Origin of the sequence: Propionivibrio soli (assembly GCF_025770765.1) — a bacterium.
GTDB lineage: Bacteria > Pseudomonadota > Gammaproteobacteria > Burkholderiales > Rhodocyclaceae > Propionivibrio > Propionivibrio soli.
The window spans coordinates 216,747-242,012 of sequence record NZ_JANZKY010000008.1 but is presented as its reverse complement, the minus strand read 5'-3'; the positions used below and the strand labels follow the sequence as shown (position 1 = coordinate 242,012).

Sequence of the window (25,266 nt, the reverse complement as noted above, 5' to 3'; positions counted from 1 at the left end):
TCGCTAAAGAGTTGCCTTCGCTGCGGTCCACGCCGACCATAACGCCTCGCTAGAAGAACACTCCAGTATCTGCACTCCTTCCCCCGAAATGCGTCCCACGAAATACCGTCGCCTCAAATGCGATTACTCACCAAGTCGATGGTCGCCTGATGAAGCTCCGCCGAGATGAATAAAAGGTTTCCCGGAGCTTTCAGCTTTCCCACGGGTCTTATCGATTCTAGATTGCGACTTTCCTCAAGGAGAATGCGGTGCGGGAGGAAGAACGTGAAGTTGCCACACTCGGTGGCGGTTGTTTCTGGTGCCTTGAAGCTGTCTTCGAGCAGGTCCTCGGAGTCGAATCGGTTGTTTCGGGCTATGCCGGAGGGCATGTCCAGACGCCGTCTTATGAGACGGTGTGCCAAGGCATGACCGGGCACGCGGAGGTCGTCCAGCTGCGGTTCAATCCAGATAAAATCACTTACCGGGAGATTCTGGAAATCTTCTTTTCAGTTCATGACCCGACGACGTTGAATCGGCAGGGAAACGACGTCGGGACACAGTACCGGTCCATTATCTTTTGTCACACCGCTGAACAACGTCGGACGGCGGAAACATTTATCCGCGAGTTGCAAAGCAAACTCGGCGGGACGGTGGTTACCGAAGTGAGGGATGAGGCGCCGTTCTTTGAGGCGGAGCCGTACCATCAGCGTTATTTCGAGAACAACCCAACGCAGGGGTATTGCCGCCTCGTCGTCGCGCCGAAGGTCGGCAAGCTGCACCATCTTTTTCCGAAATACGCCAAGCGGAATGCTGGTGATACGTGAATCAGGGATAATCGCGCCTTCCAGAGTGACGTTGGAAAGGCACGCATGTTGATTCCCTACGAGAATGGCATTTTCGCCGTCGACGCGCACTACGTAAGGCCGAATGTCGCGGCGATTCACCTCATCGTTCAAGATGGCCGGGCGGCGTTAGTCGATACGGGGTGTAACGATTCGGTTCCCAACGCGTTGGCGGCGCTGGAACACCTGTCGATTCCAATGGAGAACGTCGACTTTGTCATACTGACGCATGTCCACCTGGACCACGCCGGCGGTGCCAGTGCAATGATGCGGCGGTTTCCGAATGCTCGGCTGGTGGTACATCCTCGGGGCGCTCGGCATATGGCCGATCCCTCCCGTCTCATCGAAGGCACCATCGCTGTGTACGGCGCAGAAGCCACGCGCCGCTTGTACGGAGATATCCTGCCTATCGATGCTGCACGCATTGTCGAAGCGACTCATGAAATGCGTCTCGACCTCGCCGGCCGAGAACTCGTGTGCCTCGACACGCCGGGGCATGCACGCCACCATAACGCGATTCTCGATTCCGTTACGGGAAACATTTTCACCGGCGACATTTTCGGCGTCTCGTTCCGAGAACTCGATACCGACGGGCGCCAGTTTATTTTTCCGACGACGACACCCATTCAGTTCGATCCGCCGTCAATGCATAGATCCATCAATATGCTGATGGATCTGCGCCCGCAAGCGGTTTACCTTACGCACTTCGGGCGAGTGAGTGAACCGCGTGCGAAGGCCGACGAATTGCATCGACTTGTCGATGCCTTTGTTGCGATCGCACAGCGCGAGAAAGATACCGGCGCAGAACGTTACCAGCGAATTCGAACCGGGCTCAGCGAATTGCTGCTTGAGGAGACGCAGCGCTTCGGGTGCCGGTTGTCGCCGGCCGAAGTGCTCCGCGTGCACACCCATGACCTCGACCTTGATGCGCAAGGGCTCTGCGTCTGGCTCGATAACCCGGTTTAGCAGGGGCGGCTTAGTTGCCCCCTCTTGAGATATGCCGCAACGCCTCGCTTGCAGCGAAGAAACCAAACGCCGCCGTGACGCACACCGCCGACCCGTACCCGGCGCAATTGAGCCCGGCTCGTGTCGGCGCGATGTCACAGGCAGCGCCCTCGTCAGGGTAACGCAGCGGCTCGTGTGAGAATACGGCAGGAATGCCGAATTTCTTCTTCAGGTCGCGCGGGAATCCGTGTTCCTTGCGCAACATTGAGCGCACCTTAGACAGCAACGGATCTTGCACCGTACGCGACAGATCGTCGATGGCCAGGCGAGTCGGATCCGCCTTTCCCCCAGCGCCGCCAGCGGTCACCATTGGCACGGTGTGCGTTTTGCACCAAGCGATCATTGCGGCCTTCGTTCGAACCTGATCGATCGCGTCGACGACGAAGTCAAACCCGCGATCGAGTACGGAACCGACGTTTTCCGGCGTAACGAAATCCTCGATCTCGATAACGGCGCAGGCTGGGTTAATCCCCCGGATGCGCTCGGCCATCGCGCTCGTCTTTGCTTTTCCGAAAGCCCCGTCCTGCGCGTGAATCTGCCGGTTCACGTTCGATTCGGCCACCATGTCGAGATCGATCAGCGTCAACCGCCCGACCGCTGACCGGGCGAGTGCTTCGGCAACCCACGAACCGACGCCGCCGATACCAACGACGGCGACGTGCGCCGCGCCGAACAGCCGCAGCGCATGCTCACCGTAGAGGCGACGCACACCTCCAAAGCGTCGTTCTAGATCGGGCGTCTCGTGTTCCAGTTCAAGCATCAAGCCTCGACCGTACGCCGGATCACTTGATTGAACGGTTCGATCCACTCGGGCGCGAACTGGTTATTGCAAGCGTTAATTTCGGCAATCGCACGCAGCACCGAGCGGTTGCGGCCGCGATTGATATGTTTGAGCATCACGGCCTCGAAGGCATCGACGATGGCTAGAATCTTGGCGCCGTCGCAGATTTCCGCGGCGCCGATCGCGGAAGGGTATCCCGCCCCATCAGGCATCTCATGGTGTTGGGCCACCATCTGCGCTGCATCGGCCCAGCCCTCCATGCGCGACAGAATGCCGGCAGAGTATTCCGGATGCGCGCGCATGATCCGCTGTTCTTCGGGCGTCATACGCTCGACTTTCAGCCATACGGATTCCGGCAAAAACATCATGCCGATATCGTGCATATAGACGGCCGCTTCAAGTTGCACCGGGTCGACAACTTTCTTGCGTACGACATTTGTCTCCAGCGATAGCCGCAAAAGCCGTGTCGTTCGCCCCTTGAAGAGCGGAGAGCGGGCTTCCAGTTGGTCGGCGAGAGTGCGGAAGAAGCGCAGATCCTCGGCACCTTGGGGGGACGATTTGCTCGACGCAGTTGGCGCTCGTCCTCGAATCTGCGCTGCCGCTTCGGTGGCTGGCCGAAATCCGGTGACCGCCTCAATGAGTTCGCACGCATTTTCGTCGATAGCCGCGGGAGCGGCCATCGCCATTTTTTCCAACCCTTGGACGAGGACGAGAAGACGCAGATTCTCCAGGCTTCGTCCGGCGAACAAGCCCTCCGCCGCGAGTTCGAGGCGGTCGATGGCGAGCAGGATGGCTTCGGCCAGGATGTCGCTGAAAACGATTTCGCCGTTGCGAAAGCGTGCAAGCAACGTTTCGATCGGATGCGCGATCGCCACGGCGAAATCAACCTTGCACAACGTCGCGTCGCCTTTGACGTTATGAATCGAACGAAAGAGGGCGCTAATTACTTCATGATCGGCTGGATCGCTCTTGAGACGAGCAATCGCGCGCTCGATGTTCGGCGCCTGGTCGTTGAGCGACTCGACGAATTCCTCGAGCGCCACTTTGTCGTTTATTGCCGGTGCGATGATTGAGCGGATGTCCATGGGCGGATTCCCGATGTCCTTGCTTCCCGAAGTGTAGCCGAAAGGCCGAAGCAAGGTTAGCTGGCCGCGCGCCGGCGGCTAGTCTACACTCCCGCTTTCACACGAGGACACGCTATGGCAACGACTACCACCCCTTCGGGGCTTCAGATCGAAGACATCACACTCGGCGACGGCGCGACGGCATCTGCCGGTCAATTCGTCAGCGTTCATTACACGGGCTGGCTGACCGACGGCAGCAAGTTCGACTCCAGCCGGGATCGTGACGAAGCCTTCGAGTTTCCCCTCGGGCAGCGGCACGTCATTGCCGGCTGGGACGAAGGCGTGCAAGGCATGCGCGTCGGCGGCGTGCGCAAACTGACGATCCCGCCGGAACTCGGCTACGGGGCGCGCGGTGCCGGTGGCGTCATTCCGCCGAATGCAACGCTCGTGTTCGAAGTCGAACTACTCGACATTCTGTGACGCCAGGGCAATGTCCGACAAACCGCGTCGAACGCTAACCGTCCCCGCACGTCCGAACACCGGGGATGAGCCAGTAAGAACCGGCCGCAAACCTGTGCGTGCTAGCGCTATCGTTCCGAATAAGCGCGCACCTGCCGCGCCGAAAGCCACTGCGCCCAAGGCGGAGCCAAAGAGCCCCAAGAGCAGGCCACAAGGAGGAGCCGCGCCGGTCGATGCGGCGCGTGGAGTACGACCACAGCAAAAACGGGTGGCTAAGCCACTATCGGAGCGCTCGCGCCCGCCGCGCCGCGAACCTCCTGCCGTTCCCGGCATGCCGATTGAAGCAGAGGCGCCGCGCGGCGTTCGCGTCTCGAAATTGATGGCCGAACGGGGACTGTGCTCCCGCCGGGAAGCCGATGTGTTCATCGAGCGTGGGTGGGTGTTCGTCGATGGAGAGCGCGTTTCCGAACTGGGGACCCGTGCCGACCCGAGTGCCAAGATTTCGCTCGACAAGGCGGCACGTGCGGTTCAGCAACGGCTGATGACCGTGATTCTGCACAAACCGGTCGGCTATGTTTCCGGACAGCCCGAACCGGGCTTTACACCGGCGCTGGTCCTGATTCGACCGGAGAATCAGTATCAGACGCCGGATACGCCGCTCTTTCACGCCTCACACCTCAAAGGTCTTGCGCCGGCCGGCCGCCTCGACGTTGATTCGACGGGGATACTCGTACTTACGCAAGATGGCCGCGTCGCTCGGCAGTTGATCGGCGAGGATTCCAAGGTCGAAAAGGAGTACCTTGTTCGCGTCGAAGGGCAACTTGTGGACGACGGCCTGGCCTTGCTCAACCATGGGCTATCGCTCGACGGCCGCCGCTTGAAACCGGCGAAAGTCGAATGGCTCAACGCCGACCAGTTGCGCTTCGTCCTCAACGAGGGACGCAAACGCCAGATCCGCCGTATGTGCGAACTCGTTGGACTGCGCGTGGTGGGACTCAAGCGAGTACGAGTCGGTCGCGTCATGCTCGCCGACCTGCCGCTCGGCAAATGGCGATACTTGCGGGAGAACGAGGCGTTCTGACGCCTCGCGTCCGAAGTAACACTTCCCCGGTGACCGTTGCGACCGGCCGTTCCGCGCGGTATTGTCGCATCCGCGGACGCCATGTCCGCATCATGGAAACGGCACATGAGGCACATAGAGCCAGCATCGCGCGCCGCCGCGCAACGGCGGGCCAACGACATTCGGATATTCCGGCAAGAACTCAATCGACTTGAAGCGGACGGCGTGGTCGTTCTGTCTGGCGAACAACGTCAGGCTGCCTCTGCGCACCATGACGCCCTGCTTGCGGAGTATGCCCGCGAGTTCGATATCGACCGCGATGTGCGTTCCAGCCGTCTCTCTTGGGGTATGCGTATAGCATCATTTTGCGGCGCGCTCGCACTGGCGGCGAGCGTTTTCTTCCTGTTTCGCCAGTTCTGGGGACTTTTTTCGGAGTACGCGCAGGTTGCGCTGCTGGTCACCGCATCGCTCACGTCGTTTGCCGTAACGTGGTGGATTCGCGGCCGTGACGGCAGCGGGTACTTCACCAAGCTGGCCGCCATGGTGGCCTTCGCCTGCTTTGTTCTCAACGTCGTCATGCTCGGCCAGATCTTCAATATCACGCCATCCGACAAGGCGTTGTTGCCGTGGGCGGCCTACGCCCTGTTGCTTGCCTACGCTTGCGATCTGCGCCTGTTGCTCGCCGCAGCGCTACTTTGCGTTATCGCCTACGTAGCCGCGCGCGTCGGCACGTGGAGTGGTGTGTACTGGATTCACTTCGGCGAGCGGCCCGAGAACTTCTTTCCAGTCGCGATCGTGATGTTCTTCTGGCCGCAGTTCTTCACCCATAACCGGCGTGACGACTTTCCTGCGGTTTTCCGTTTGTGCGGACTTCTCTCATTGCTTCTGCCGGTACTTGTTCTCTCGCACTGGGGAGCAGCGAGTTACCTTGAGTGGACTCCTTCGGCCATCGAGAGCGGCTATCAACTGCTCGGTTTTTTCCTCAGCGCGGTTTTCGTTTGGCTGGGTTTGCGCCGCAATTGGGGTGATACCGTCAACACGGGCGTCGTGTTCTTCGTCATCTTTCTGTACACCAAGTTTTACGATTGGTGGTGGGACGTCATGCCGAAATACCTTTTCTTTCTGGTGCTCGGCCTGACGGCGCTGCTCGTCCTGATGATCATGAAGCGTCTGCGCCAGAGTGAAACAGGGGAGGAGGGAGCGTCGTCATGATCAAATGGCAGGGCCGCGCGCCCATGATCGCCGGCTTCGTCCTGATTCTCGTCACAAACGCGGTAGCGCTGGGCGGTGTGATATGGAATCGTCACGGAGATCCCGAGAGCGTTCTCTCGGTTTCGCAGCGTGAATTGCAGATGCCCTATCGGTGGGCGAGCCACGAGAACAGCGGTGTCGCGCTCACTTTGCGCTGGCGCGTTGCCGCCAAAGCCAACGGAAATGCGGCGCCGTCGGGATCGTACGGGTATGCGCCGCCGGATTGGCTCGACGAAGCGAAGATGCGCAGCCTGGGTTTTACCTTGCGTGCTTATGCCGACGATACGCAGCAAACCGAGAAGGCGCTTTCTCGTGACGTTCTGCTCGTGCTGGAGATGGCCGGCGACGCGTATGGTCGTGCGCTGGAGCAGGCCCGTCGATACGTCGCTGCTGAAGAGGCGAAACTCGATGCCTCACCAGGGAGTGAAGAAAACAAGCGCCGTCGCGAATCGTTGCGCCGAACGTTGCGCGAAGAAGAGCATGAGAATAGCCGGTTGTTCGTCGTCGACGCCGGCCTCGACGCCGCCGAGCTGCGCGCGAGATATCCGGACAGTAGCCGCTACGCAATCGTCAAGGGGCAGGTGCGGCCATGGGCGTCAGGATCAGCGGCCTCGGCTTCGGCCGCGAGCGCCGCGCGCGGCGTGGTGAGCGGCATCAGCGCGACCGAGATCAACGTTCCGTACCGTTTTCGTCCCTTATTCGCCGGTCGGTGGTCAAACGATGCGGACTACTTGCAGTACAAGAACGCGGTACAGGAAGACGCCGCCAAATTTGAGGCTCGGGTAGCCTTCGGGCAGCGGTACGAACCCTGGATCACCGACGTCAACTTTTCTTCCGCTACGGCGACCGGAAAAACTACAGCGCCGCCGCCTTGAACGTGTCGCACCGGCGCATGTCGCCGGTTTCCAGGCCGCGCTTGAACCAGCGTACGCGTTGCTCCGACGTGCCATGGGTGAACGATTCAGGCACGATGCGCCCTTGCGACTGCTGTTGCAGCCGGTCATCGCCGATGGCCGAGGCCGCCGTCAGCGCTTGTTCGATTTCGCCCGGCTCGATGATCTTGCGCGCCGCATCGGCCCGGTAGCCCCAGACTCCCGCAAAGCAGTCTGCCTGTAGTTCCAGGCGGACAGAAAGCGCGTTTGCCTTGGCGCGTCCGGCGCTTTGTTGCGCCTGACGCACTTTGTCCGAGATACCAAGCAAGTTTTGAACGTGGTGGCCGACCTCGTGTGCGATCACGTAGGCCTGGGCGAATTCGCCGGGGGCGTGGAAACGTTCTTTCAGGTCGCGATAGAACGAAAGGTCGATATATACCTTCTGGTCGGCCGGGCAATAGAACGGCCCCATCGCCGATTGACCGGTACCGCAAGCCGTCGGCGTGACGCCTGAAAAAAGGACCAGCTTGGGCTCCTGGTAGCGGGCGCCCGCTTCCCGGAACACTTCTCCCCATGTCATTTCCGTGCTGGCCAGAATTTTCGAGACGAAACGCGCCATTTCGTCGCCGGCCGGCGGCTTTCTCGAACTGGCTGGCGGGGGTGTGGAAGCCTGGAAGTTCGAGGCCAAGCCAAGCAACACGGTCGGATCGATGCCGAAAAAGTAGCTGGCCACGAGGGCGACGGCGATGGTGCCGATCCCGAGGCCGCCGCCTCCGATGCCGAAACCGCCGCCGCGCCGGTCTTCGACGTTACCGCTTTCTTCCTGGTCGTCAAGTCGCATTTTATTGCCTTTGCTGCGGATGCCGTTCGTCGGGGATCGAGTGACGAAGGTTAGTCGTCCGTGTCGGCTTTTTCTCCGCAATCACTCTCGGCCTTTTGCGCCTTCGCGCGAGCCTGCTTCTGCAAGAGGCGATCGTTCTTGCTGCCGTCAAAAAAGGTGTACCGGCCGTACAATTCGCACCCTTTCATTCCGGGGTCGCAGGGCAGATTGTTGACCTTGCTGCATCGCCCATCGACTTCATGCGGGCAACTCCATCCTCCACCGGCCATGCGTTTCCTCTGCTCCTGAGTGACAAGGCACCATTTTCCGTCGCCGTCGGGCGGCCATCAAGCAATAGACGAGCCTCGTCTACGTGAATCAGAGACCGGCGTGCCGACCCCGACGTTCTCAGGCTGGCTACCCAATACGCTGGAGGCCATCTACGCCATTTCAGCAAGCGTTGTTCCCTTTGGGATTGATTATCGCCGAGTACCAGAAGAGGCTGAACGTGCAAACGGGGGCAACGGCCATCTGTGGACGGTAATGTGAAGACCCTGAAGAACTCCTCTGTTGCCGCTTCGCGGGGGATGAGGAAATGCCGAGCCTCGCGGCGCTTCAACTGAGCACTTGATCTTGAGCGGTTGCGCCAGATCCCCGACCCTCCCTCGTCACAGGTCACGTGCGTGCGGCGCGCCCGGCCGCTTCCGCCAGACGTCGCCTGCGCGCCTGGCACGACGGTCCTAAGAAGGCTAAGCCTCGTCCGCGATCAACTCCAGGACCTTCTCCGGCGGTCGGCCGATCACCGCCTTGTTACCGCGAACCACGATGGGGCGTTCGATCAGGACCGGGTTCTCGACGAGCGCTTCCAGCCATTCCTCGTCGTTGAGATTCTTGCCGGCGTAACGGTCCTTGAAAACGTCTTCCGTGCGACGCACGAGTTCTGACGGCTTCATGCCGAGTTTTCTCAGGAGCCCTCGCAGTTCCTCTTTGTTAGGCGGCGTCTTGAGGTATTCGATGATCGTTGCTTGAAGCCCCTTTTCGGCGACGAGTTCGCATGCCGAACGACTTTTTGAGCAGCGGGCGTTGTGATAGATGGTGATGGGAGCGTCTGCCATTGCTTTTCTCCTTTGTCTGGCGAGGGATTGGGTTGCCGGTGGGTGACAACCGCCTTCATGGAAAATTCCATCACCGGCGGGCATCCGGTGTTTGGATGCGGTTTGGACGCATTTACCGCCAGATACTGAGCGGCGGGTCTCGAACGACGGCGGCGAGGATGTCGCCTCGGGAAACGAAGCCAATCAGGGCGCCGCTGTCGTTCACAATCGGTACGCCATCGACATCCTGATCGAGCATCACGCGCGCGATACGACGGATGTCGGTGGCCGGGCTGGCAGCAACAACCGGCGTCGTCATTACGTCCGTCACCCGCTTGTCCATTACGTCGCGCACTTGTCCGGCCTCCACATTCAGCGAGGCGAGCAGGTTGCGCTCGCTGACGATGCCAACCAACCGGTCGCTGGCGTCGAGGACGGGGGCTTGATGAATCCTGTGCCCCACCAGCGTGCTCCATGCCGATGTCACGCCATCCTCGGCGCGCACGGTGATAACTTCCGGCTGCATAAGCTGATTCGCCAGGTACAGCGGGCCGCGATCGAGCTCCTGCGGCGACATCGCCTGGTAGGCTTCCACCGCCTGTCCCGCCGGGCTGGCGCGAGTACCGCCGCCTCTACCTTCTTCAGTCGTCGGCGCTACTTCAAATTGATCGCCGATGCGCCTCAGCGGGGTCACCGGCGGGCGCGGGGCGACGGGGGCGAACCGGCCAAGGCTTTCAAGCGTGCCCTGGAAGATCGGGCCACTTAATCCGTAAAGCGAGAACATAAGCGCGAAGTCCTCGAAAGCAGACACGTTACGTTACCACGGTGAAGCCCCATGCCGGCCTCACGGCGTGTGCGCTTCCAGTTCAAGGCATACTCGGGCGCGCCGCCTGTTCCTTCTCCGCCCGCTCGATCATCTGCTGCACCGGATCCGGCTCGATCGGCGGCAGCGAAGCGCCACCGGCTGGCGGATAGGCCACGGGTGGAGGCGCCTGCATGGGAGGCTCAATTGGCGGCAATGGTGCCGTGCGCGGAGCCCCGGAATCCGTCGGGGCCTGGCGTGGCCGTTGCACCGGCGGGAGCGTTTCCGGTTTCGGTGCCTCGCCGAATAACCCCGAGAACCAGTCGGCGACACGGCCGAACAGTTGCCCCAGTTCACTGCTTTCTTCTGGCGCGGCAAAGCGTACCTTGGCGTCGATGAGACGCGCGCGCAGTGCGTTACTGAAGAAGTCGCCGACGATCGGCAAGGCGCTATGCGCTCCCTGGCCCCAATAGTCACCTAGCGTTATCCGACTATCGTTAAAGCCGACCCACGCGCCGCCCACGAGTTGCGGATGCATCAGGATGAACCATCCATCGGCGTTGTCCTGCGTCGTCCCCGTCTTGCCGGCGACGTCGGCGCGGATGCCGAAGCGGCTGCGGATGGCGACGCCCGTGCCTCGGTCGATGGCGGTGCGCATCACATCGAGCAACGTGTGCGCCACATTTTTCGGCAAGGCGGTCTGCGGCATCAATGGCGCGAAGTCCTCAAGGATATTGCCTTTGTCATCTTCGATCCGCGTCGCGAGGACGGGCTCGACGTAGCCGCCTTCGTTGGCGATGCAGCCGTAGGCCGCCACCATTTCCTTTAGCGTGACCGGACTCGTGCCCAGCGCCAGCGACGGCACCTCTTCGAGCGTGCTCTGGCGCACTCCCATGGCGCGTGCGAGCCGGGCCACGTTTGCCGGGCCGACCTTCTGCATCAATTGCGCGGTGATCGTGTTTTTGGAGCGGGCCAAGCCTTCGCGCAGGCTCATGGCTTCGCCGCTCGGCGGGGTTCCGTCGCTCGGACGCCAAATATCGCCATGGCCGACGACGATTTCCACCGCCTGGTCCATCAAAGTCTCGTCAGGACTCATCCCTTGCCGGAACGCCTCGCCATACACGAAAGGCTTGAAGGTCGAGCCCGGTTGTCGGCGCGCCTGCCGCACGTGGTCGAAGGCATCCTTGCCGAAGTCGCGGCTGCCGACCCAGGCACGAATCTGTCCGTTGCTCGGGTCGATAGCCAGGAAGCCGGCCTGCACCGTCGTTTTCTGCTGGCGTAAGTTGCGCATGAAATTGGCGTCCGATTGCAGCCGCTTCATGGCGTCTTCGGGCGTCAGTCCCGAATCGACGGCGGCTCGATACTCGGTCGTTTCGCGAATGAAGGTTTGGACGAGCGGATTTGTGGCGGCCCATCCGGCGCGCCGGTTCCACGCCGTGTCGGCGATCTGCTGCAACTGCTGGCCCTGGCGCGCCACCGCCTGGTTGGCCTGTGCCTGCAGACGCGAATCGATCGTCGTGCGGACGACGAGTCCGTCGCTATAGATGTTGTAATCGTTACGGTCTGCCCAATCGATGAGCCAGCGGCGGAGATACTGCGCAAAATGGGGAGCCGGACCCAGGGGTTCCGTCTGACGCTCGAAGTCCAGTCGCAAGGGGCGCTTCTTCAACGTTTCGAAGTCGGCGGGGCGCAGCTTGTCGTGCTTGACCATCTGCGCCAGCACGAGATTGCGCCGTTCTCGGGCGCGGTCGGGATTGAGCACCGGGTTGTAGTAGCTGTTGCCCTTGAGCATGCCGACCAGCGTTGCGCTCTGCAGCACGTCGAGCGACTTGGCCGATGTGTCGAAATAGGTCCGCGCCGCCATCTCGATGCCAAAGGCGTTGTACAAGAAAGGCACCGTATTGAGATAGGTTTCGAGGATTTCGTCCTTCGAATAGACCGCCTCGATCTTGAGTGCCGTGATTGCTTCCTTGGCTTTGCGCGTCAACGTCCGCGCACGGCCGATCTCTTCGGGATATAGGTTACGCGCGAGTTGCTGCGTGATCGTCGAGCCGCCTTGCGGATTCCCTCGCAGGGTGTTGAGGATGGCGGCCCCGGTACGGCGCCAATCGAGTCCCCAGTGATCGTAGAAGCGGTGGTCCTCGGTGGCGAGGAGCGCGTCGATAACATGTTGGGATATTTGCGGCAGCCTGACCCATTCGCGGTTCGATTGCCTGAACTCGGCGATTTTCTTACCGTCAGCGGAAAGAACGATCGCGGGCTTTTCCGAACTCGCCTTGCGGATGTCGCTGATGCTCGGCGTGAACGGCAGCAGCAACAGACCGTAGAGCAGGGCCGCCAGCGGCAAAGCGGCGAGCGTCAGTACGACGGTGCGTCGAGTTGGGCGTTTTATGCGCGCCCGAACGGCGGCAACTCCTGTCTGGAGTCGCGGTTGAACACGAGTAAGGAGTTGCTTCAGCGCAGCGCGCAAGGCGTCGATTCGAGTCATGGACGACGGACGCCGCCCGGAAAATCAACCCGCCGAGTGGCCGCCGTTAGAGAAGACGATGTGCAATGCTACCAAGGATGTGCGGATCGGGCACCCCTCACGAGTTCGACCCAAGGGAGTCGCTCTTGCGGCGGCTCAGCGCGGCGCAACGAGGGTGACTTCGATTCGCTCCTTGCCCTTGCCGACGTTTTTCCTGCGCAAAGCGACCTGGCCGATTTCTCCAGTCTCACCCGGATGCGTTCCACCGCACGGGACACGTGCAAAGCCTTCGATTTCCCAGAATCGACGTTGCTGTGGCGCATCGGAAAAACCGGTCACGATGGGCCGATTCTCGGTAACCAGTGTGGCGAACGATGCCTGAATCTCCTCAAAGAAGTTGCCGATGTTGAAATTGAGCGCAAAGTCGAGGCGTGCCCGATCTGGTGAAATATGGGCGCCGATTTTCTCGACGCCCGGTACAAGCTGATACACCAGATGTAAAACGATTTCGGCCGCCGAATGCAGACGCATCAGCGTGTAGCGCCGCGGCCAGTCGATATGCACCTCGACGGCGTCTCCGGAACGTAGTCCGTGTTCGGCAGATACGGTATAGACGACGTCGAACCCGGATTTCGCGGCACCGAGGACAGGCCGGCCGGCAATCGTCCCGGCGTCGCTTTCCTGTCCGCCGGAAAAAGCGAAGAGAATCGTTTCCTCGAGCATGACCGAAGAACCGTCGACCGCCGCAATACGCGTCATCAATTGCGTTCGGTAGGGATCGTCCCAGAAAAGCTTGCGCAGCATGGAGAGCGAAAGAAAAACTCCATTGTCTTCGTGCTTGGCTGTAGAAGCAAACGACGGACATAAGGGAGGAGCTTAAGTTCTTTCACTCCACCGCTCGGCGAACACGTCAGGTTCTTGGCAACGCGTAAGCGATCACCGAGTCCCCGACTTTCGTCCCCAACGAGCCATGGCCGCCGGCAATCACCAGCAGGTACTGCCGACCGTCGTCGCCCATGTATGTCATTGGCGTTGCCTGCCCGCCGGCCGGCAAGCGGCTGCGCCAGAGTTCCTTGCCGTTGATCACGTCATAAGCGCGGACGTAGTAGTCAAGGGTGCCGGAGAGGAAGGCGACGCCGCTGCGCGTAACGATCGGTCCACCAAGATTCGGCACACCCATGCGGAAGGGGAGCGGTATCGGTGCCAAGTCTTGTACCGTGCCGTTGCGATGCTTCCAGGCGATCTTGCCATCGGCGAGATCGACGCCGGCGACATAGCCCCACGGGGGTGCCTGGCACGGAATGCCGAACGGTGAGGTGAAGGCGTGGAGCTTGACGGCGTAGGGCGCGCCAAAATTCTCGTTCAGCGCCGGCAAACTGTCGTCGGGGCGACGGCTGCCCTGAACGACTGGTGTCGTGTTGTCCGGGCGCGGGATCAGCTGCGATACGAAGGCGAGATAGGTCGGCGTGGTGAACGCGATTTGGCGGACGGGGTCGACGGCGATGCCCCCCCAGTTGAAGACACCGAAGTTGCCCGGATAGATTAACGAGCCGCCGGTCGACGGGGGGGTAAAGCGTCCGTCATAGCGGAGGCGACGAAAGGCAATGCGGCACATCATCTGATCGAACGGCGTGCCGCCCCACATGTCGGCCTCGCGCAGCGGCGGGGGGTTGAACGAGACGCCCGACACCGGCTGCGTGGGCGCCGTTCGGTCACCCGCTGCCGCTCCCTGCGGCGCGGGAACTTCTTGCACCGGAACGAGGGGGGCGCCGGAACGCCGGTCGAGAACGAATAGTTCGCCCTGCTTGGTCGCTTGCACGAGCGCTGGCACCGTCGTGCCGCCGATGCTGAGATCGATCAGGCTGGGTTGTGCCGGTACGTCATAATCCCAGAGGTCGTGGTGCACGGTCTGGAAAACCCAGCGTACGTGCCCGGTCGCGATCTCGAGCGCGACGACCGACGACGAATAACGTTCCACGTCCGGGCTGCGCTGAGCACCCCACTGGTCTGGCGGCTGATTGCCCATCGGGATATAGACGAGACCGAGCGCCTCGTCAGCGCTCATGATCGACCAGCTGTTCGGGGAGTTGGCGGCGTAGGTCTGCCCAAGGGCCAGTGGGGTAGTCTCCTGCGGGTGTGCCGAATCCCACTTCCACAGCAACTGGCCGGACTCGACATCGAAGCCGCGGATGACGCCGGACGCTTCGTTGGTCGACACGTTGTCGAGTACGGTTCCACCGACGATGACGACATTACGCGTGGTGGTCACCGGCGAGGTCGAGTAGTAGCTGCCCGGGCGCACATTCGGCATACCGGTCCAAAGGTCGATCTGCCCGGTCCCCCCGAAACGGCGGCAGAGCGAGCCATCGTTTGGATTGAGCGCGATCAGGCGGCCGTCGGCGGTTGGCATAAACAATTTTTCGGGGCAATCGCCCGCGGCCGGCGTAGGTGCCGGTACGCTTTCTCCGGCGGACAACGGTGTTGTGGTACCCGCGGTCGGTTCCACCGCGCGGCGATGAAACGAGAGCCCCCGGCACGTCAGGTGTTGCAGCGCGAGTCCGCTTTTGATCTGAGGGTCGAAACGCCACAGTTCCTTCCCTGTCGTGGCGTCGAGCGCAATGACGAATTGATGCGGTGTGCACAAGAATAGCCGGTTGCCGACCTTGAGGGGCGTGACCTCGAAGGTTGTTTCGACCGGGTCGCCGGGCTGTCCGCGAACATCTCCGGTGTGGAAGGTCCAGGCGACGTCGAGCTTTTCCGCGTTGCCTGGAACGATCTGGTCGAGCGGCGAATAGCGCTGCCCTTCCGAAGTGCGCCCATACGCATGCCATTCGCCTACCGGCACAGGCAGTCCATCCGGCCCGGGGGCGCCAGCCACCCCCGGTGAACGAGCCGCAGGCAATTCCCCGCGCAGGGCATACGGATCCACAAACCAGGAAACGATGCCGACGATCAGGTAAACCGCGAGTACAAGCCCCAAGGCACGTCGCCCCCCATCCCAGCCGAGCGGGGCAGCGTCGCTGAAGTCGCTTGCCGAGGCATAGCGCAGCCGGCGGATAATCCAAGGTGTGACGAGGAAAGCGCCGACGATGAACAAAACGTCGCCGCGCGCGGCGATGCCCCACCAATCGAGCCCCTTCTCCCACAGCGACCAGACAAACGTGCCGAGTATCACTGCGGCATATATCCACAAGGCCGTCGGTCTCGCTCCAAAAAGCAGAGAGGCGGTGATGAGCAGACCCGTTCCAGCGGCGACGTAGTACCACGACCCGCCCAGGGATACGAGCCAGGCGCCGCCGCCGAGGAAAGCAATGGCCATGAGGGCGATCAGGGCGGCGCTCAGCGTGAGCAGCTTGCTGCGGTTCGGGGTGCGATTCATCGTCTAGGGCTCCGGTGGAAAGGTGGCCGATGCGAATTGGGACGAATTGGGAACGCGTATTTGGGATCGGCGTGCGCAGGCGCCGATCCCACGTCGGGCGCGGTTCGGACGCGCCGTTCCCCGGCAGATGGCGTGCCCGGTACGATGCCAAAGCTGGTGCGATGTGAAGTCGCCTGTGGTGGCAGGCGTCCAGCCGACAACTACTCGGCGCGCAATAATCCCGCGTGTTTCGAAAGGGGGATAGCGGTCTCGAATTCGCGCACTTCGCGCAAGGCGTCGCTCAGGCTCATCTCGTTGGCGGCGAGCAGCTTTTCCACCAGATGTTCGGTGAGCGGCTTGAGCCGCGCGAGGATCGACCGCGTTTCGGCGTAAAGCCGTTCGCTCTGCGCCTCCATGATGTTGCGCGTTTCCTCGTCGGGCTGGCGAGGCCCGTCCGACCCGCGCGACAGGGCGCCGAAGTTCAGCCTCGTCTTGCGATACATGCCGATCTCGCCGACGGCATGGTGCAGAAGCTGGGTGACTCGCGTGATGTCATTGTGCGCGCCGTTGGTCGTCCCCTCCTCGCCGAAGAAAAGTTCTTCATTCGCCATGCCGCCGAGCAGGACGCGGATCTCGTGTTCGATATCGCCCTTGCTCTTGAGCAGATTGGCGCCCTGTTTGTGGAAGACGAAACCAAGCGCGTTGGTACGCGGGTTGGCCTTGAGCGAAATCTTGATCGTCCGCATGTCGGCGAGGATCTGGTCCCAGTCGTCATGAGTCAGTCGTCGCTCACGCTCGAGATCAACGAGAAAGTGTCCCCATTCGTGTATGGCAATGATGCGCCGGTCACGCTCACGCTCCTTGGTCGTCTGAGTGTTGACGTTACCTACCAGCACGCGTTCGGCCGCCTGCATCAGCGTATCGGCGCCGATCATCTCGCCGGCCTGCACGGCGCTGATGCCCGCCTGGTTGACGATCGTTTCGAGGTCGGCTGGGCTGCGTCCTTCGGTGACCGCCACGAGGTGGCGCAAGTCGAGATCGGGCAGGACCTTGTCTGCGCGGCGGTCGAGGTAGTGGTGGATGATGGCGAGGCGCTCCTCGCTGTTCGGCATGCGGAAGTCGACTTTCATCTGGAAGCGCCGAAGCATCGCTTCATCCATCTGCATCGTCTCGCTACTGAAATTGCTGGCGACGATCCAGATGATCTCCGCTTCATCGCGGCTGCGTACGCCGTCGAGCATCGACAGAAAGGTGTTTGCCGTATCGTCGTCGAATTTGCGTCGGCCGCCGCGCTTCATGAACAGGTCCTGCGCCTCGTCCAGAAACACGATACAGCGTTTGCGACGCTTGGCCATGGCCACAATGCGTGCCAAGGTGCCCGAACCGCCGGCGACGAAGCCGGTTTCCAGATTGGCGGCCGAGTGAAACAGGATAGGCAGCTGCAATTCCTTGGCGAGATAGCTCGCGAGCTTGGTTTTGCCGGTGCCGGCGGGGCCGCTGAACATGACGTTGAACGGCTTGTTGATGCCGTACTCGGCATACAGGCTGCGCCGCTCGTATTGATCCTTGATCTGCGCGACTTCGCCCTTGATGTCGTCCATGCCGACGAGATCGTCGATCGATCCTTGCACCTGCGCCGCTTCGATGAACTTGAGCGATTTGAACTGCGTACGCAACTGGACGAAGAGAAAAGCGAGCAAACCGAGCGTAAAGACGGCCGAGAGGACGCCGCTTGCCACGCCCATCCAGTTGTCCTTCTCCGATTGCGGTCGGGCACCGGCAAAGCGCGCGTCAAGACGTTCGAGGAGATCGGCGTGCGTCGCCTGTACCTCGCTGCGCGGGATGAACACAAGTTTGCTTCCCCAGAGCGCCGATACCGCCTTATCGGTGAAGATGCGGGTTTCCAGATCGCTCGGGTAGTAGGCGTATTGCTTCCCCTGCGATTCGATGAGCACGATTCGTTCAGATATGTTCCACATCAGCGGTTCGTAAATGACCGTCACGCGGTCGATCGGCTGCGCCTCGAGAAAGCCCAGGATGGACCCCGAGCCGAACACGACGGGTAATCGGTCGCTGAGCGTCCATGGCTTCTCTCCGGCGGGGGTTTCGGCGACCATTGATTTCACCTGTTCCGCAAGGGCCGCCTGCCGCTGCAACAGGACGAAGGAATAGCCTGCCGTCACCGGGATCGCCAAGGCGATGGTGAACACCAGGAGCTTCACGGCAATCGGCTGCAGGGCAAACCAGTCCTGGATTCGGGCCGCCGTGCGTTTCACCGCCGGCCACAGGCCGGACGACGCTGCATCCCCCGGTTTCGGTAGGTCGGACATGATCCCCTTTCTCGACAGGATCTTCTGCCACGCGGCGAGGGCAACGAGGCGGAAAGGAACGACGGCGTGGCGCGATCTATCAGGCGCGCCATTTGCCCGCGGGTTTAGGCCGACGTCCCGACCGAGGTTTGAGTCGGCCGCATGGACGAGGTTCCGGCGAGTGCGTTTCGTCCGGCAGGGCATTGCCGACGTATTCACCGGGCTTCAGTGCGCAACGGTGCGCCGCCTAGGGAGGCTCCAAAGGGAGCCGATTCGAGTCCGATTACGCCAAGAAAGGAAAACCGTATGAACAGCATCGTTTATCTTGTGGGTTTGATCGTTATCATCATTGCGATCCTCTCGTTCTTCGGGCTCAGGTAACGCCGCCTAATGCCGGTCCCCGGGGCGCAGCGTAGTCTGTTCGTGCCCCCGGTTGTTTCCGAGTGCTTCCGAATTGCGCGCCTTTGTTCCACGCTTCGCCGTTGTCCTCCGGCGGGTGGAACAATCTGGCCGCTTTCTTGCGTCGGTCAGTGCCGTTCACGTGCTACGTCGACGAGGAGTTGATTCGCGTGTCCTAAACAACTGTTGTTCGCATCGCGAATACTCGCCGGAGGATTGAAAAACAAGGGATTTTTCCTTGACCGCCAGACTGCTTTAAACTACGCTCCAGAGAATTTTGGTTTACCTCAGTCTGAACGGAAGGAGACGCCCTGATGCAAGAATCAAACTTGGTCAAACTCGCGGCGGCGGCATTCGTCGCTGCGGCCCTCAGCGCCCCGGCCCTCGCGGCCGATACCATAAAAATCGGCGTAGCTGGCCCGCATACCGGCGATCTTGCTCCGTATGGCTTGCCGTCGAAAGACGCGGCGGAGATGGTTGTCGCCGACGTGAACGCCAAGGGTGGCATCAACGGCAAGAAAGTCGAACTGATGATCGCCGACGACCAGTGCAAACCGGAAATCGCGACCAACGTGGCGACGAAGCTCGTCTCCGAAGGTGTTAACCTTGTTCTGGGCCACGTCTGCTCCGGCGCAACCAAGGCCGCTCTTGGAATTTACAAGGGCGCCAAGATCATCACCATCAGCCCGTCCGCGACGAATCCTCCGCTGACCAAGAGCGGCGAGTACCCCAATTTCTATCGGACGATCGCTCCGGACGACGACCAAGCCATGCTGGCGGCTTCGTTTGCCACCGATAAGCTGAACGCCAAGAAAGTGGCCATCCTGCACGACAAGGGCGACTACGGCAAAGGTTTCGCCGATTTCGCCAAGGAAGCGATCGAAAAAGGCGGCAAGGCCAAGGTCGTGATGTACGAAGGCATTCAGCCGGGCGCCATGGACTACTCGGCCGTTATCCAGAAGCTGCGCAAGGAAGGCGCCGACGTGTTGATTTTCGGCGGCTACCACCCCGAAGCTTCCAAGCTCCTGTCGCTGATGAACAAGCGCAAGATCAATGTGCCCTTCATCGGTCCGGACGGCATCAAGGGTGACGGTTTCCTGAAGATCGCCGGCAAGGATGCCGAAGGGGTGTACGCGACGGGTCCGATGGACGTGTCGAAGTACCCGCTGAACGCCAAGGCTCGTGAAGAGTACAAAGCCAAGTACGGCAAAGAGCCGGGAACCTTCTTCGACCAGGCCTACGCCGCGATGCTGGCCGCCCTGAACGCGGTCAAAGTTGCAGGAAGCACCGACTATGAGGCTCTGGGCAAGGCGCTCAAGAGCAGCCAAGTCGAAACCACGGTTGGCAAGATCAAGTTCGACGCCAAGGGCGACGCGGAAGGTGTCGGTTTCGCCGTCTATCAGGTGAAGAACGGCGCGTTCGCCGAGGTCAAGTAATCCCGCTGGAGATCCCTTTCTGTTAGCCGGGCTCATCTCTCACCGTGAGGGGATGAGGGAGGGTCCGGTTAGCGGACAGGTAAAAGGAACAACAAAAAATACAAAGTACGAACTACCACCCGGGAGGCGGTCGTTGACCCCTCCCGGTTTTTTGATGGTCACCAATAACCACAACACGACCTCTGCCGTCTGACTTCGTCACGGCAATTCCCATTCCTATCGAAACGGTTTTTCCATGGATTTTCAGTATTTGTTCGAGTTGCTATGCGGTGGGGTGGTAAAGGGGAGCATCTACGCCCTGATCGCACTTGGCTACACCATGGTGTACGGCATCATTCAGTTGATCAACTTTGCGCACGGCGAGATTTACATGATCGGCGCCTTCGTCGCGTTCATTGTCGCCGGCGTACTGACGCTGACCGGCTACAGCGGACTCGGCATCCTGCCGCTGGCCGCGCTGATCGCCGTCATCTATGCCGCCGCTTACGGCTACACGCTGGAGAAGATCGCCTACCGGCCCTTGCGCAACGCACCGCGCCTCTCCCCCTTGATCAGCGCAATCGGCGCTTCGATCTTCCTGATGAACTATGTGCAGTTGGTGCAGACGCCGGACTTCCTGCCCTTCCCCGAACTGGTTCCGGACTTCGAATTCCTCGGTGACCTGACGCAATTCATGAGTTCGGTCGATGTAGTGATCCTCGCCGTCACGACGGTGACCATGATCGCGCTTACCGTGCTCATCAAATACACGCGCATCGGCAAGGCGATGCGGGCGACTCAGCAGGACATGGTGATGGCGCGTTTGGTTGGTGTAAACGTCGACCGCGTGATCTCGGCGACATTCATCATCGGCTCGGTATTGGCAGCGATCGGCGGTGTGCTCATCGCGTCGCGTACCGGACAGATCAACAGCGCGATCGGTTTCATGGCCGGCATCAAGGCGTTCACCGCGGCGGTGCTCGGCGGCATCGGCAACATCCCGGGAGCGGTGCTCGGTGGCCTCGTCCTTGGTGTCGCGGAAACCTTCGGTGCCGGCTATATCTCGAGCGCCTATGAGGACGTTTTCGCGTTCGGCCTGCTCGTTCTGATTCTCATCCTGCGCCCCGCCGGTCTGCTCGGCAAGGCCGTCAAGCAGAAGGTGTAAGGGGGAAGATACAAAATGTCTCACTTGAAACGTTCTTTGGGTATCGGCCTTTGGTTCATGTTCCTCACCCTGCCGCTGATGGTGGTGCGGGTGAACACCGTCAGCCGCGAAGTCGAGTGGCGCTGGTCGAACCTGGTCTGGGTCGGTATTTGTGCTTTCGCGATCGCCTGGTTCTGGCAATTCTCGATTGAGCGGCGGGCCGCTCAGCGCGCCAAGGTAGCCGCCGAGCCACATCCAGAAAAGGATCGGCCGTCGCTGGCCCAGCGGCTTGCCGACGATCCGGTACTCAGTCGTCGCGTGCTACTCGCCGCGGCTTTGATTGCGCTGATCTTTCCGTGGGCCGTGTCCACGACGCAGAACTTCTACCACGTCAACGTCATGGTCAGCGCGCTGATCTTCGTCGTGCTTGGACTCGGTCTCAACATTACCGTCGGCCTTGCCGGACTGCTTGACCTCGGCTACATCGCGTTTTTTGCGGTCGGTGCTTATACCTACGCGTTGCTCGCCAAGGGCTTCGGACTCGGGTTCTGGATGTGCTTGCCGCTCGGTGGGGTCATGGGCATGCTGTTCGGCGTCGTGCTCGGCTTTCCAATCCTGCGCCTGCGCGGCGACTATCTGGCCATTGTCACCCTCGGCTTCGGCTCGATCACCAAGATCGTTCTGGAAAACTGGGACACGGTGTTCGGCGGTGCGGCGGGCATCGCGGGGATCCCGCGGCCGGATTTCTTCGGCTTGCCGCTCGATGGGCGCGAGAAGTCGATCTATACCTACTACATCGTGTTGGCGCTCGTGGCGGTCACCATCTTCGTCACCAATCGGCTGAAGAACTCGCGTGTCGGTCGCGCATGGATGGCGCTGCGCGAGGACGAGATCGCGTGCGTCGCGATGGGTGTGGACATGGCGCGTACCAAGCTCTCGGCGTACGCGCTGGGTGCCTTTTGGGCTGGGTTGGCGGGCGTGATCTTCGCGGCACATAACAACTTCATCAATCCGGACAGCTTTACCTTCATGGATTCGGCGATGGTTCTCGCCATGGTCGTGCTCGGTGGCATGGGCTCGATCCTCGGCGTGATCATCGCGTCGCTGGCGCTGAAACTCCTCCCCGAATACCTGCGCGCCTTTGCCGAATATCGGATGCTGGTTTTCGGCGCCGTGATGGTGCTGATGATGATCTTCAGGCCGCAAGGGTTGATCAACAATATGCGGCGCAAATACGAATACGATACCGCTGATGTGGAGAGTAACGATGGCGGCAAGTAGCACACGTGGTGGGAAGAAACTCCTTGAAGTCAGCGGCCTGACAATGGACTTCGGCGGCCTGCGAGCCGTCGATAACGTTGGCCTCGATATCCATGCCGGTGAGATCGTGGCGCTGATCGGGCCGAACGGCGCTGGCAAAACCACGTTCTTCAATTGCGTAACGGGGATCTACACACCGACAACGGGCGACGTACGGATTCATACGGCCGATGGGGCAACGCGGCGCATCAATGGCATGAAGCCGAATCGCATCACCGGCCTCGGCATGGCGCGGACGTTCCAGAACATCCGCTTGTTCCCGGCGATGACGGTGCTCGAAAACGTGATGATCGGGCGTCATTGCCGCACCGGCACGACGATCCTCGACGCGATTCTCGGGACAAGCCGGTCGGCGCGCGAGGAACGCGAGTCGATCGATACGAGCTATCAGTTGCTAAAGAAGGTGGGCCTCGCGGACGTCGCTGACGAATATTCCCGCAACCTCTCCTACGGGGCGCAACGGCGGCTCGAGATCGCTCGGGCACTGGCTACCGAACCTTTCCTGCTTCTGCTCGACGAGCCAGCGGCGGGGATGAACCCGCAGGAAACGCATGAACTCGACGAACTGATCACGCGCATCAGGGACGAGGAGAACGTGGCGATACTGCTTATCGAGCACGACATGAAGCTCGTCATGAATATCTCGGACCATATCTGCGTGATGGAGTACGGCAAGGAAATTGCGCAGGGAACGCCGAAGGAGATCAAGGAGAACCCGAAGGTGATCGAGGCCTATCTCGGTGAGGAAGCTCATGCTTGAAGTACGCAATATTCAGACCTACTACGGCAATATCCAGGCGCTGAAGAACGTCTCCCTGACGATCAACGAAGGCGAGATCGTGACGCTGATCGGCGCCAACGGCGCCGGCAAGAGTACGACGCTCATGTCGATCTGTGGGGTTACGCCGCCGCGCCACGGCGAAATCCTGTTTCGCGGACAACCGATCCATCATCTCGGCGCTGAAAAAATCGTCAGTCTGGGCATCTGCCAGGTGCCCGAAGGCCGGCACATCTTCCCGCAAATGAGCGTGATCGAAAACCTGGAGATGGGCGCCTATCTGCGGCAGGACAAGGCCGGTATCAAGCAGGACATCGAGTACGTGTTCGGGCGTTTTCCGATCCTCGAAAAGCGCCGTAATCAGGCGGGAGGAACGCTGTCCGGCGGCGAACAACAGATGCTTGCCATTTCGCGTGCATTGCTGGCGAGGCCGTCTCTACTGCTCCTGGACGAGCCGTCCTTGGGTCTGGCGCCGTTGATCATCAAGCACATCTTCGAGATCATCAAAAAGATCAATAGCGAAAGCAATACGACTGTCTTCCTGGTCGAACAGAACGCCAATCAGGCACTGAAGATCGCGCATCGCGGGTATGTAATGGAAAACGGCGCGATCACGCTCGAAGACCGGGCCGAAAACTTGCTCAGTAACGAGGACGTCAAGCGAGCCTACCTCGGAATGTAAGCACTCTAGCGTAGCGAGGTTTGCCGACGATCGCCGCGCGAGCCCTCGCAGATCACATTCCGAGACTCGGCAGCGGCCCCGTAAGAAGTTTCCTTCACGAAGTTCTGGCGCTTCCCGCGCCGAGCGATTCAGGAAAACGAGATGAGCGCAGTTCCGTTCAAGTACGAGTACCCGCGGGTGCTCTCAATTGCCGGTTCCGACAGCGGCGGCGGCGCCGGTATCCAGGCCGATCTGAAAACATTTGCCGCGCTGGGATGCTACGGCATGACGGCGATCACGGCGCTGACGGCGCAGAATACGCGCGGCGTGCGTGCCATTCACAGCGTACCGCCGCAAATGCTCACCGATCAGATCGACGCGGTGGTCGAAGACATCGGTGTGGACGCGACTAAGATCGGCATGCTGCATGCACCGCAGATCGTACGCGCGGTTGCTGAAGCACTCGACCGGCATGCACTCAAGAACGTGATCTTCGATCCCGTCATGGTGGCGACGAGTGGCGCCGTCCTGATCGACGAGGACGCGATGAGCGTTCTGGTCAGCGATTTGTTTCCTCGTGCCAGCCTGATTACCCCAAATCTCGATGAGGCGGCCTTGCTTGTCGGTTATCCGCTGCACTCGCGCGAGAACATGGAACGCGCTGCCCGTGACTTACAGGGTCGGGGTGCGCGGGCCGTGCTGCTCAAAGGAGGCCACCTACCAAGCGAAGAGGTCGCCGACTTGCTGCTCGAAGCCGACGGAAAGGCTCGTTGGATGGTGGCTCCCCGCATTGCGAGCCCAAATACACATGGCACGGGGTGCACGCTCTCCAGTGCCATCGCGGCTCATCTGGCCCTCGGTGCCACCCTGATTGAAGCGGTCGAAGGCGGCCGCGCTTTCGTCCGTGCCGCGATGACCTCCGGTGCCCAGGTGCTCACCGGAAAAGGCAGCGGTCCGCTCAACCACGGCCACGCGCCGCGGGCGGCTGTTCTCAAGCCGATAGTCATAGCCTAACCACAAGCCCAGTTTGCCCAGAGGTGCGCAGGCCGAGCAATTGGACGGCTTGCCGCGGGCCTTTCTATGCCGGCGAACTAACGGCCGTTAGTATCCCGTTCCGGACGTTTTCCTTCTGCTACAAGTACATAAAGAAGCCGGGCTCCCGTTGCCCAAATGTCAACTCGACCTGACAAACGGTTTCTTCGTTCCCCACCATTCGATGTTACGATGACAAAAGCTTGATCGAATGGCTTTCCTTAATTGCGGGAAGTCGCGGCAGTTTCCAACGAACAAAACTATTCTCCGACGCCCCGATATGTCGATGGGTGAGCCGATTTGCGGAGAAGAGGTCAGTAGCGGGTCGTTATGGCGCATGGGGCGATAATCGCT

22 protein-coding genes are annotated in these 25,266 nt (G+C 60.8%); 12 read left to right on the top strand and 10 right to left on the bottom strand.

What is annotated here, in order from left to right; all coding sequences use genetic code 11:
- Positions 1 to 248: 248 nt before the first annotated feature.
- Positions 249 to 803: a peptide-methionine (S)-S-oxide reductase MsrA gene (gene msrA, locus NZ453_RS11630; protein WP_263770754.1), complete on the top strand. Its 555-nt coding sequence runs from the start codon at positions 249 to 251 to the stop codon at positions 801 to 803.
- A gap of 45 nt (positions 804 to 848) precedes the next feature.
- Complete coding sequence (locus NZ453_RS11625; RefSeq protein ID WP_263770753.1) at positions 849 to 1,787, top strand: MBL fold metallo-hydrolase; 939 nt, start codon at positions 849 to 851, stop codon at positions 1,785 to 1,787.
- Between the two features lie 10 nt (positions 1,788 to 1,797).
- Here NZ453_RS11625 and NZ453_RS11620 read toward each other — a convergent pair whose 3' ends face one another.
- Both NZ453_RS11620 and NZ453_RS11615 read right to left on the bottom strand, forming a co-directional pair.
- On the bottom strand, positions 1,798 to 2,586 hold the full coding sequence (locus tag NZ453_RS11620; RefSeq protein WP_263770752.1) for a tRNA threonylcarbamoyladenosine dehydratase: 789 nt from the start codon (positions 2,584 to 2,586) through the stop codon (positions 1,798 to 1,800).
- Entirely contained in the window at positions 2,586 to 3,692 is a 1,107-nt protein-coding gene (locus NZ453_RS11615; RefSeq protein WP_263770751.1) for an HD domain-containing phosphohydrolase, read from the bottom strand. Before NZ453_RS11615 ends, NZ453_RS11620 begins: the two co-directional genes overlap by 1 nt.
- A gap of 114 nt (positions 3,693 to 3,806) precedes the next feature.
- On the opposite strand from NZ453_RS11615, the gene NZ453_RS11610 reads away from it, so the two are divergent.
- From NZ453_RS11610 to NZ453_RS11595, 4 genes are all read left to right on the top strand, one after another.
- Positions 3,807 to 4,151, top strand: coding sequence for an FKBP-type peptidyl-prolyl cis-trans isomerase (locus NZ453_RS11610; RefSeq protein ID WP_263770750.1), 345 nt, complete (start codon positions 3,807 to 3,809; stop codon positions 4,149 to 4,151).
- A gap of 247 nt (positions 4,152 to 4,398) precedes the next feature.
- Positions 4,399 to 5,211, top strand: a complete 813-nt coding sequence (locus tag NZ453_RS11605) for a pseudouridine synthase (protein ID WP_263770748.1) — start codon at positions 4,399 to 4,401, stop codon at positions 5,209 to 5,211.
- Between the two features lie 105 nt (positions 5,212 to 5,316).
- The gene (locus NZ453_RS11600) at positions 5,317 to 6,402 is read left to right on the top strand and encodes a DUF2157 domain-containing protein (protein WP_263770747.1); all 1,086 of its coding nucleotides are present in this window, start codon (positions 5,317 to 5,319) and stop codon (positions 6,400 to 6,402) included.
- On the top strand, positions 6,399 to 7,316 hold the full coding sequence (locus NZ453_RS11595; protein WP_263770746.1) for a DUF4824 family protein: 918 nt from the start codon (positions 6,399 to 6,401) through the stop codon (positions 7,314 to 7,316). The genes NZ453_RS11600 and NZ453_RS11595 overlap by 4 nt, the downstream gene beginning before the upstream one ends.
- Here NZ453_RS11595 and ypfJ read toward each other — a convergent pair.
- The 8 genes from ypfJ to NZ453_RS11555 form a co-directional block, all read right to left on the bottom strand.
- Positions 7,297 to 8,154 carry a KPN_02809 family neutral zinc metallopeptidase gene (gene ypfJ, locus NZ453_RS11590; protein ID WP_263770744.1) on the bottom strand — a complete coding sequence of 286 codons (858 nt, stop codon included), beginning with the start codon at positions 8,152 to 8,154 and terminating at the stop codon, positions 7,297 to 7,299. The two genes, NZ453_RS11595 and ypfJ, sit on opposite strands and share 20 nt — an antisense overlap.
- A 50-nt stretch (positions 8,155 to 8,204) precedes the next feature.
- The gene (locus tag NZ453_RS11585) at positions 8,205 to 8,423 is read right to left on the bottom strand and encodes a hypothetical protein (RefSeq protein WP_263770743.1); all 219 of its coding nucleotides are present in this window, start codon (positions 8,421 to 8,423) and stop codon (positions 8,205 to 8,207) included.
- Between the two features lie 459 nt (positions 8,424 to 8,882).
- Complete coding sequence (gene arsC, locus NZ453_RS11580) at positions 8,883 to 9,248, bottom strand: arsenate reductase (glutaredoxin) (protein ID WP_263770742.1); 366 nt, start codon at positions 9,246 to 9,248, stop codon at positions 8,883 to 8,885.
- 112 nt (positions 9,249 to 9,360) lie between these two features.
- Positions 9,361 to 10,038: a CBS domain-containing protein gene (locus tag NZ453_RS22060; RefSeq protein ID WP_263770741.1), complete on the bottom strand. Its 678-nt coding sequence runs from the start codon at positions 10,036 to 10,038 to the stop codon at positions 9,361 to 9,363.
- 55 nt (positions 10,039 to 10,093) lie between these two features.
- A complete protein-coding gene (locus NZ453_RS11570) occupies positions 10,094 to 12,517 on the bottom strand; it encodes a penicillin-binding protein 1A (protein ID WP_263770740.1) in 2,424 nt (807 codons plus the stop codon).
- Positions 12,518 to 12,652: 135 nt separating this feature from the next.
- Positions 12,653 to 13,300 carry an alanyl-tRNA editing protein gene (locus NZ453_RS11565; protein ID WP_263770739.1) on the bottom strand — a complete coding sequence of 216 codons (648 nt, stop codon included), beginning with the start codon at positions 13,298 to 13,300 and terminating at the stop codon, positions 12,653 to 12,655.
- 106 nt (positions 13,301 to 13,406) lie between these two features.
- The gene (locus NZ453_RS11560) at positions 13,407 to 15,875 is read right to left on the bottom strand and encodes a glucose/quinate/shikimate family membrane-bound PQQ-dependent dehydrogenase (RefSeq protein WP_263770738.1); all 2,469 of its coding nucleotides are present in this window, start codon (positions 15,873 to 15,875) and stop codon (positions 13,407 to 13,409) included.
- Positions 15,876 to 16,075: 200 nt separating this feature from the next.
- Positions 16,076 to 18,184 carry an AAA family ATPase gene (locus tag NZ453_RS11555; RefSeq protein WP_263770737.1) on the bottom strand — a complete coding sequence of 703 codons (2,109 nt, stop codon included), beginning with the start codon at positions 18,182 to 18,184 and terminating at the stop codon, positions 16,076 to 16,078.
- Between the two features lie 692 nt (positions 18,185 to 18,876).
- On the opposite strand from NZ453_RS11555, the gene NZ453_RS11550 reads away from it, so the two are divergent.
- The 6 genes from NZ453_RS11550 (at position 18,877) to thiD (ending at position 24,894) form a co-directional block, all read left to right on the top strand.
- Complete coding sequence (locus NZ453_RS11550) at positions 18,877 to 19,998, top strand: branched-chain amino acid ABC transporter substrate-binding protein (RefSeq protein WP_263770736.1); 1,122 nt, start codon at positions 18,877 to 18,879, stop codon at positions 19,996 to 19,998.
- A 235-nt stretch (positions 19,999 to 20,233) separates the two neighbouring features.
- Entirely contained in the window at positions 20,234 to 21,142 is a 909-nt protein-coding gene (locus tag NZ453_RS11545; protein WP_263770735.1) for a branched-chain amino acid ABC transporter permease, read from the top strand.
- Positions 21,143 to 21,157: 15 nt separating this feature from the next.
- The gene (locus NZ453_RS11540) at positions 21,158 to 22,402 is read left to right on the top strand and encodes an ABC transporter permease subunit (protein ID WP_263770733.1); all 1,245 of its coding nucleotides are present in this window, start codon (positions 21,158 to 21,160) and stop codon (positions 22,400 to 22,402) included.
- The gene (locus NZ453_RS11535) at positions 22,389 to 23,201 is read left to right on the top strand and encodes an ABC transporter ATP-binding protein (protein ID WP_263770732.1); all 813 of its coding nucleotides are present in this window, start codon (positions 22,389 to 22,391) and stop codon (positions 23,199 to 23,201) included. Before NZ453_RS11540 ends, NZ453_RS11535 begins: the two co-directional genes overlap by 14 nt.
- Positions 23,194 to 23,901 (top strand): ABC transporter ATP-binding protein, encoded by a 708-nt coding sequence (locus NZ453_RS11530; protein ID WP_263770731.1) that lies wholly within the window; start codon positions 23,194 to 23,196, stop codon positions 23,899 to 23,901. The genes NZ453_RS11535 and NZ453_RS11530 overlap by 8 nt, the downstream gene beginning before the upstream one ends.
- A gap of 141 nt (positions 23,902 to 24,042) precedes the next feature.
- A complete protein-coding gene (gene thiD, locus NZ453_RS11525; protein ID WP_263770730.1) occupies positions 24,043 to 24,894 on the top strand; it encodes a bifunctional hydroxymethylpyrimidine kinase/phosphomethylpyrimidine kinase in 852 nt (283 codons plus the stop codon).
- Positions 24,895 to 25,266 lie beyond the last annotated feature (372 nt).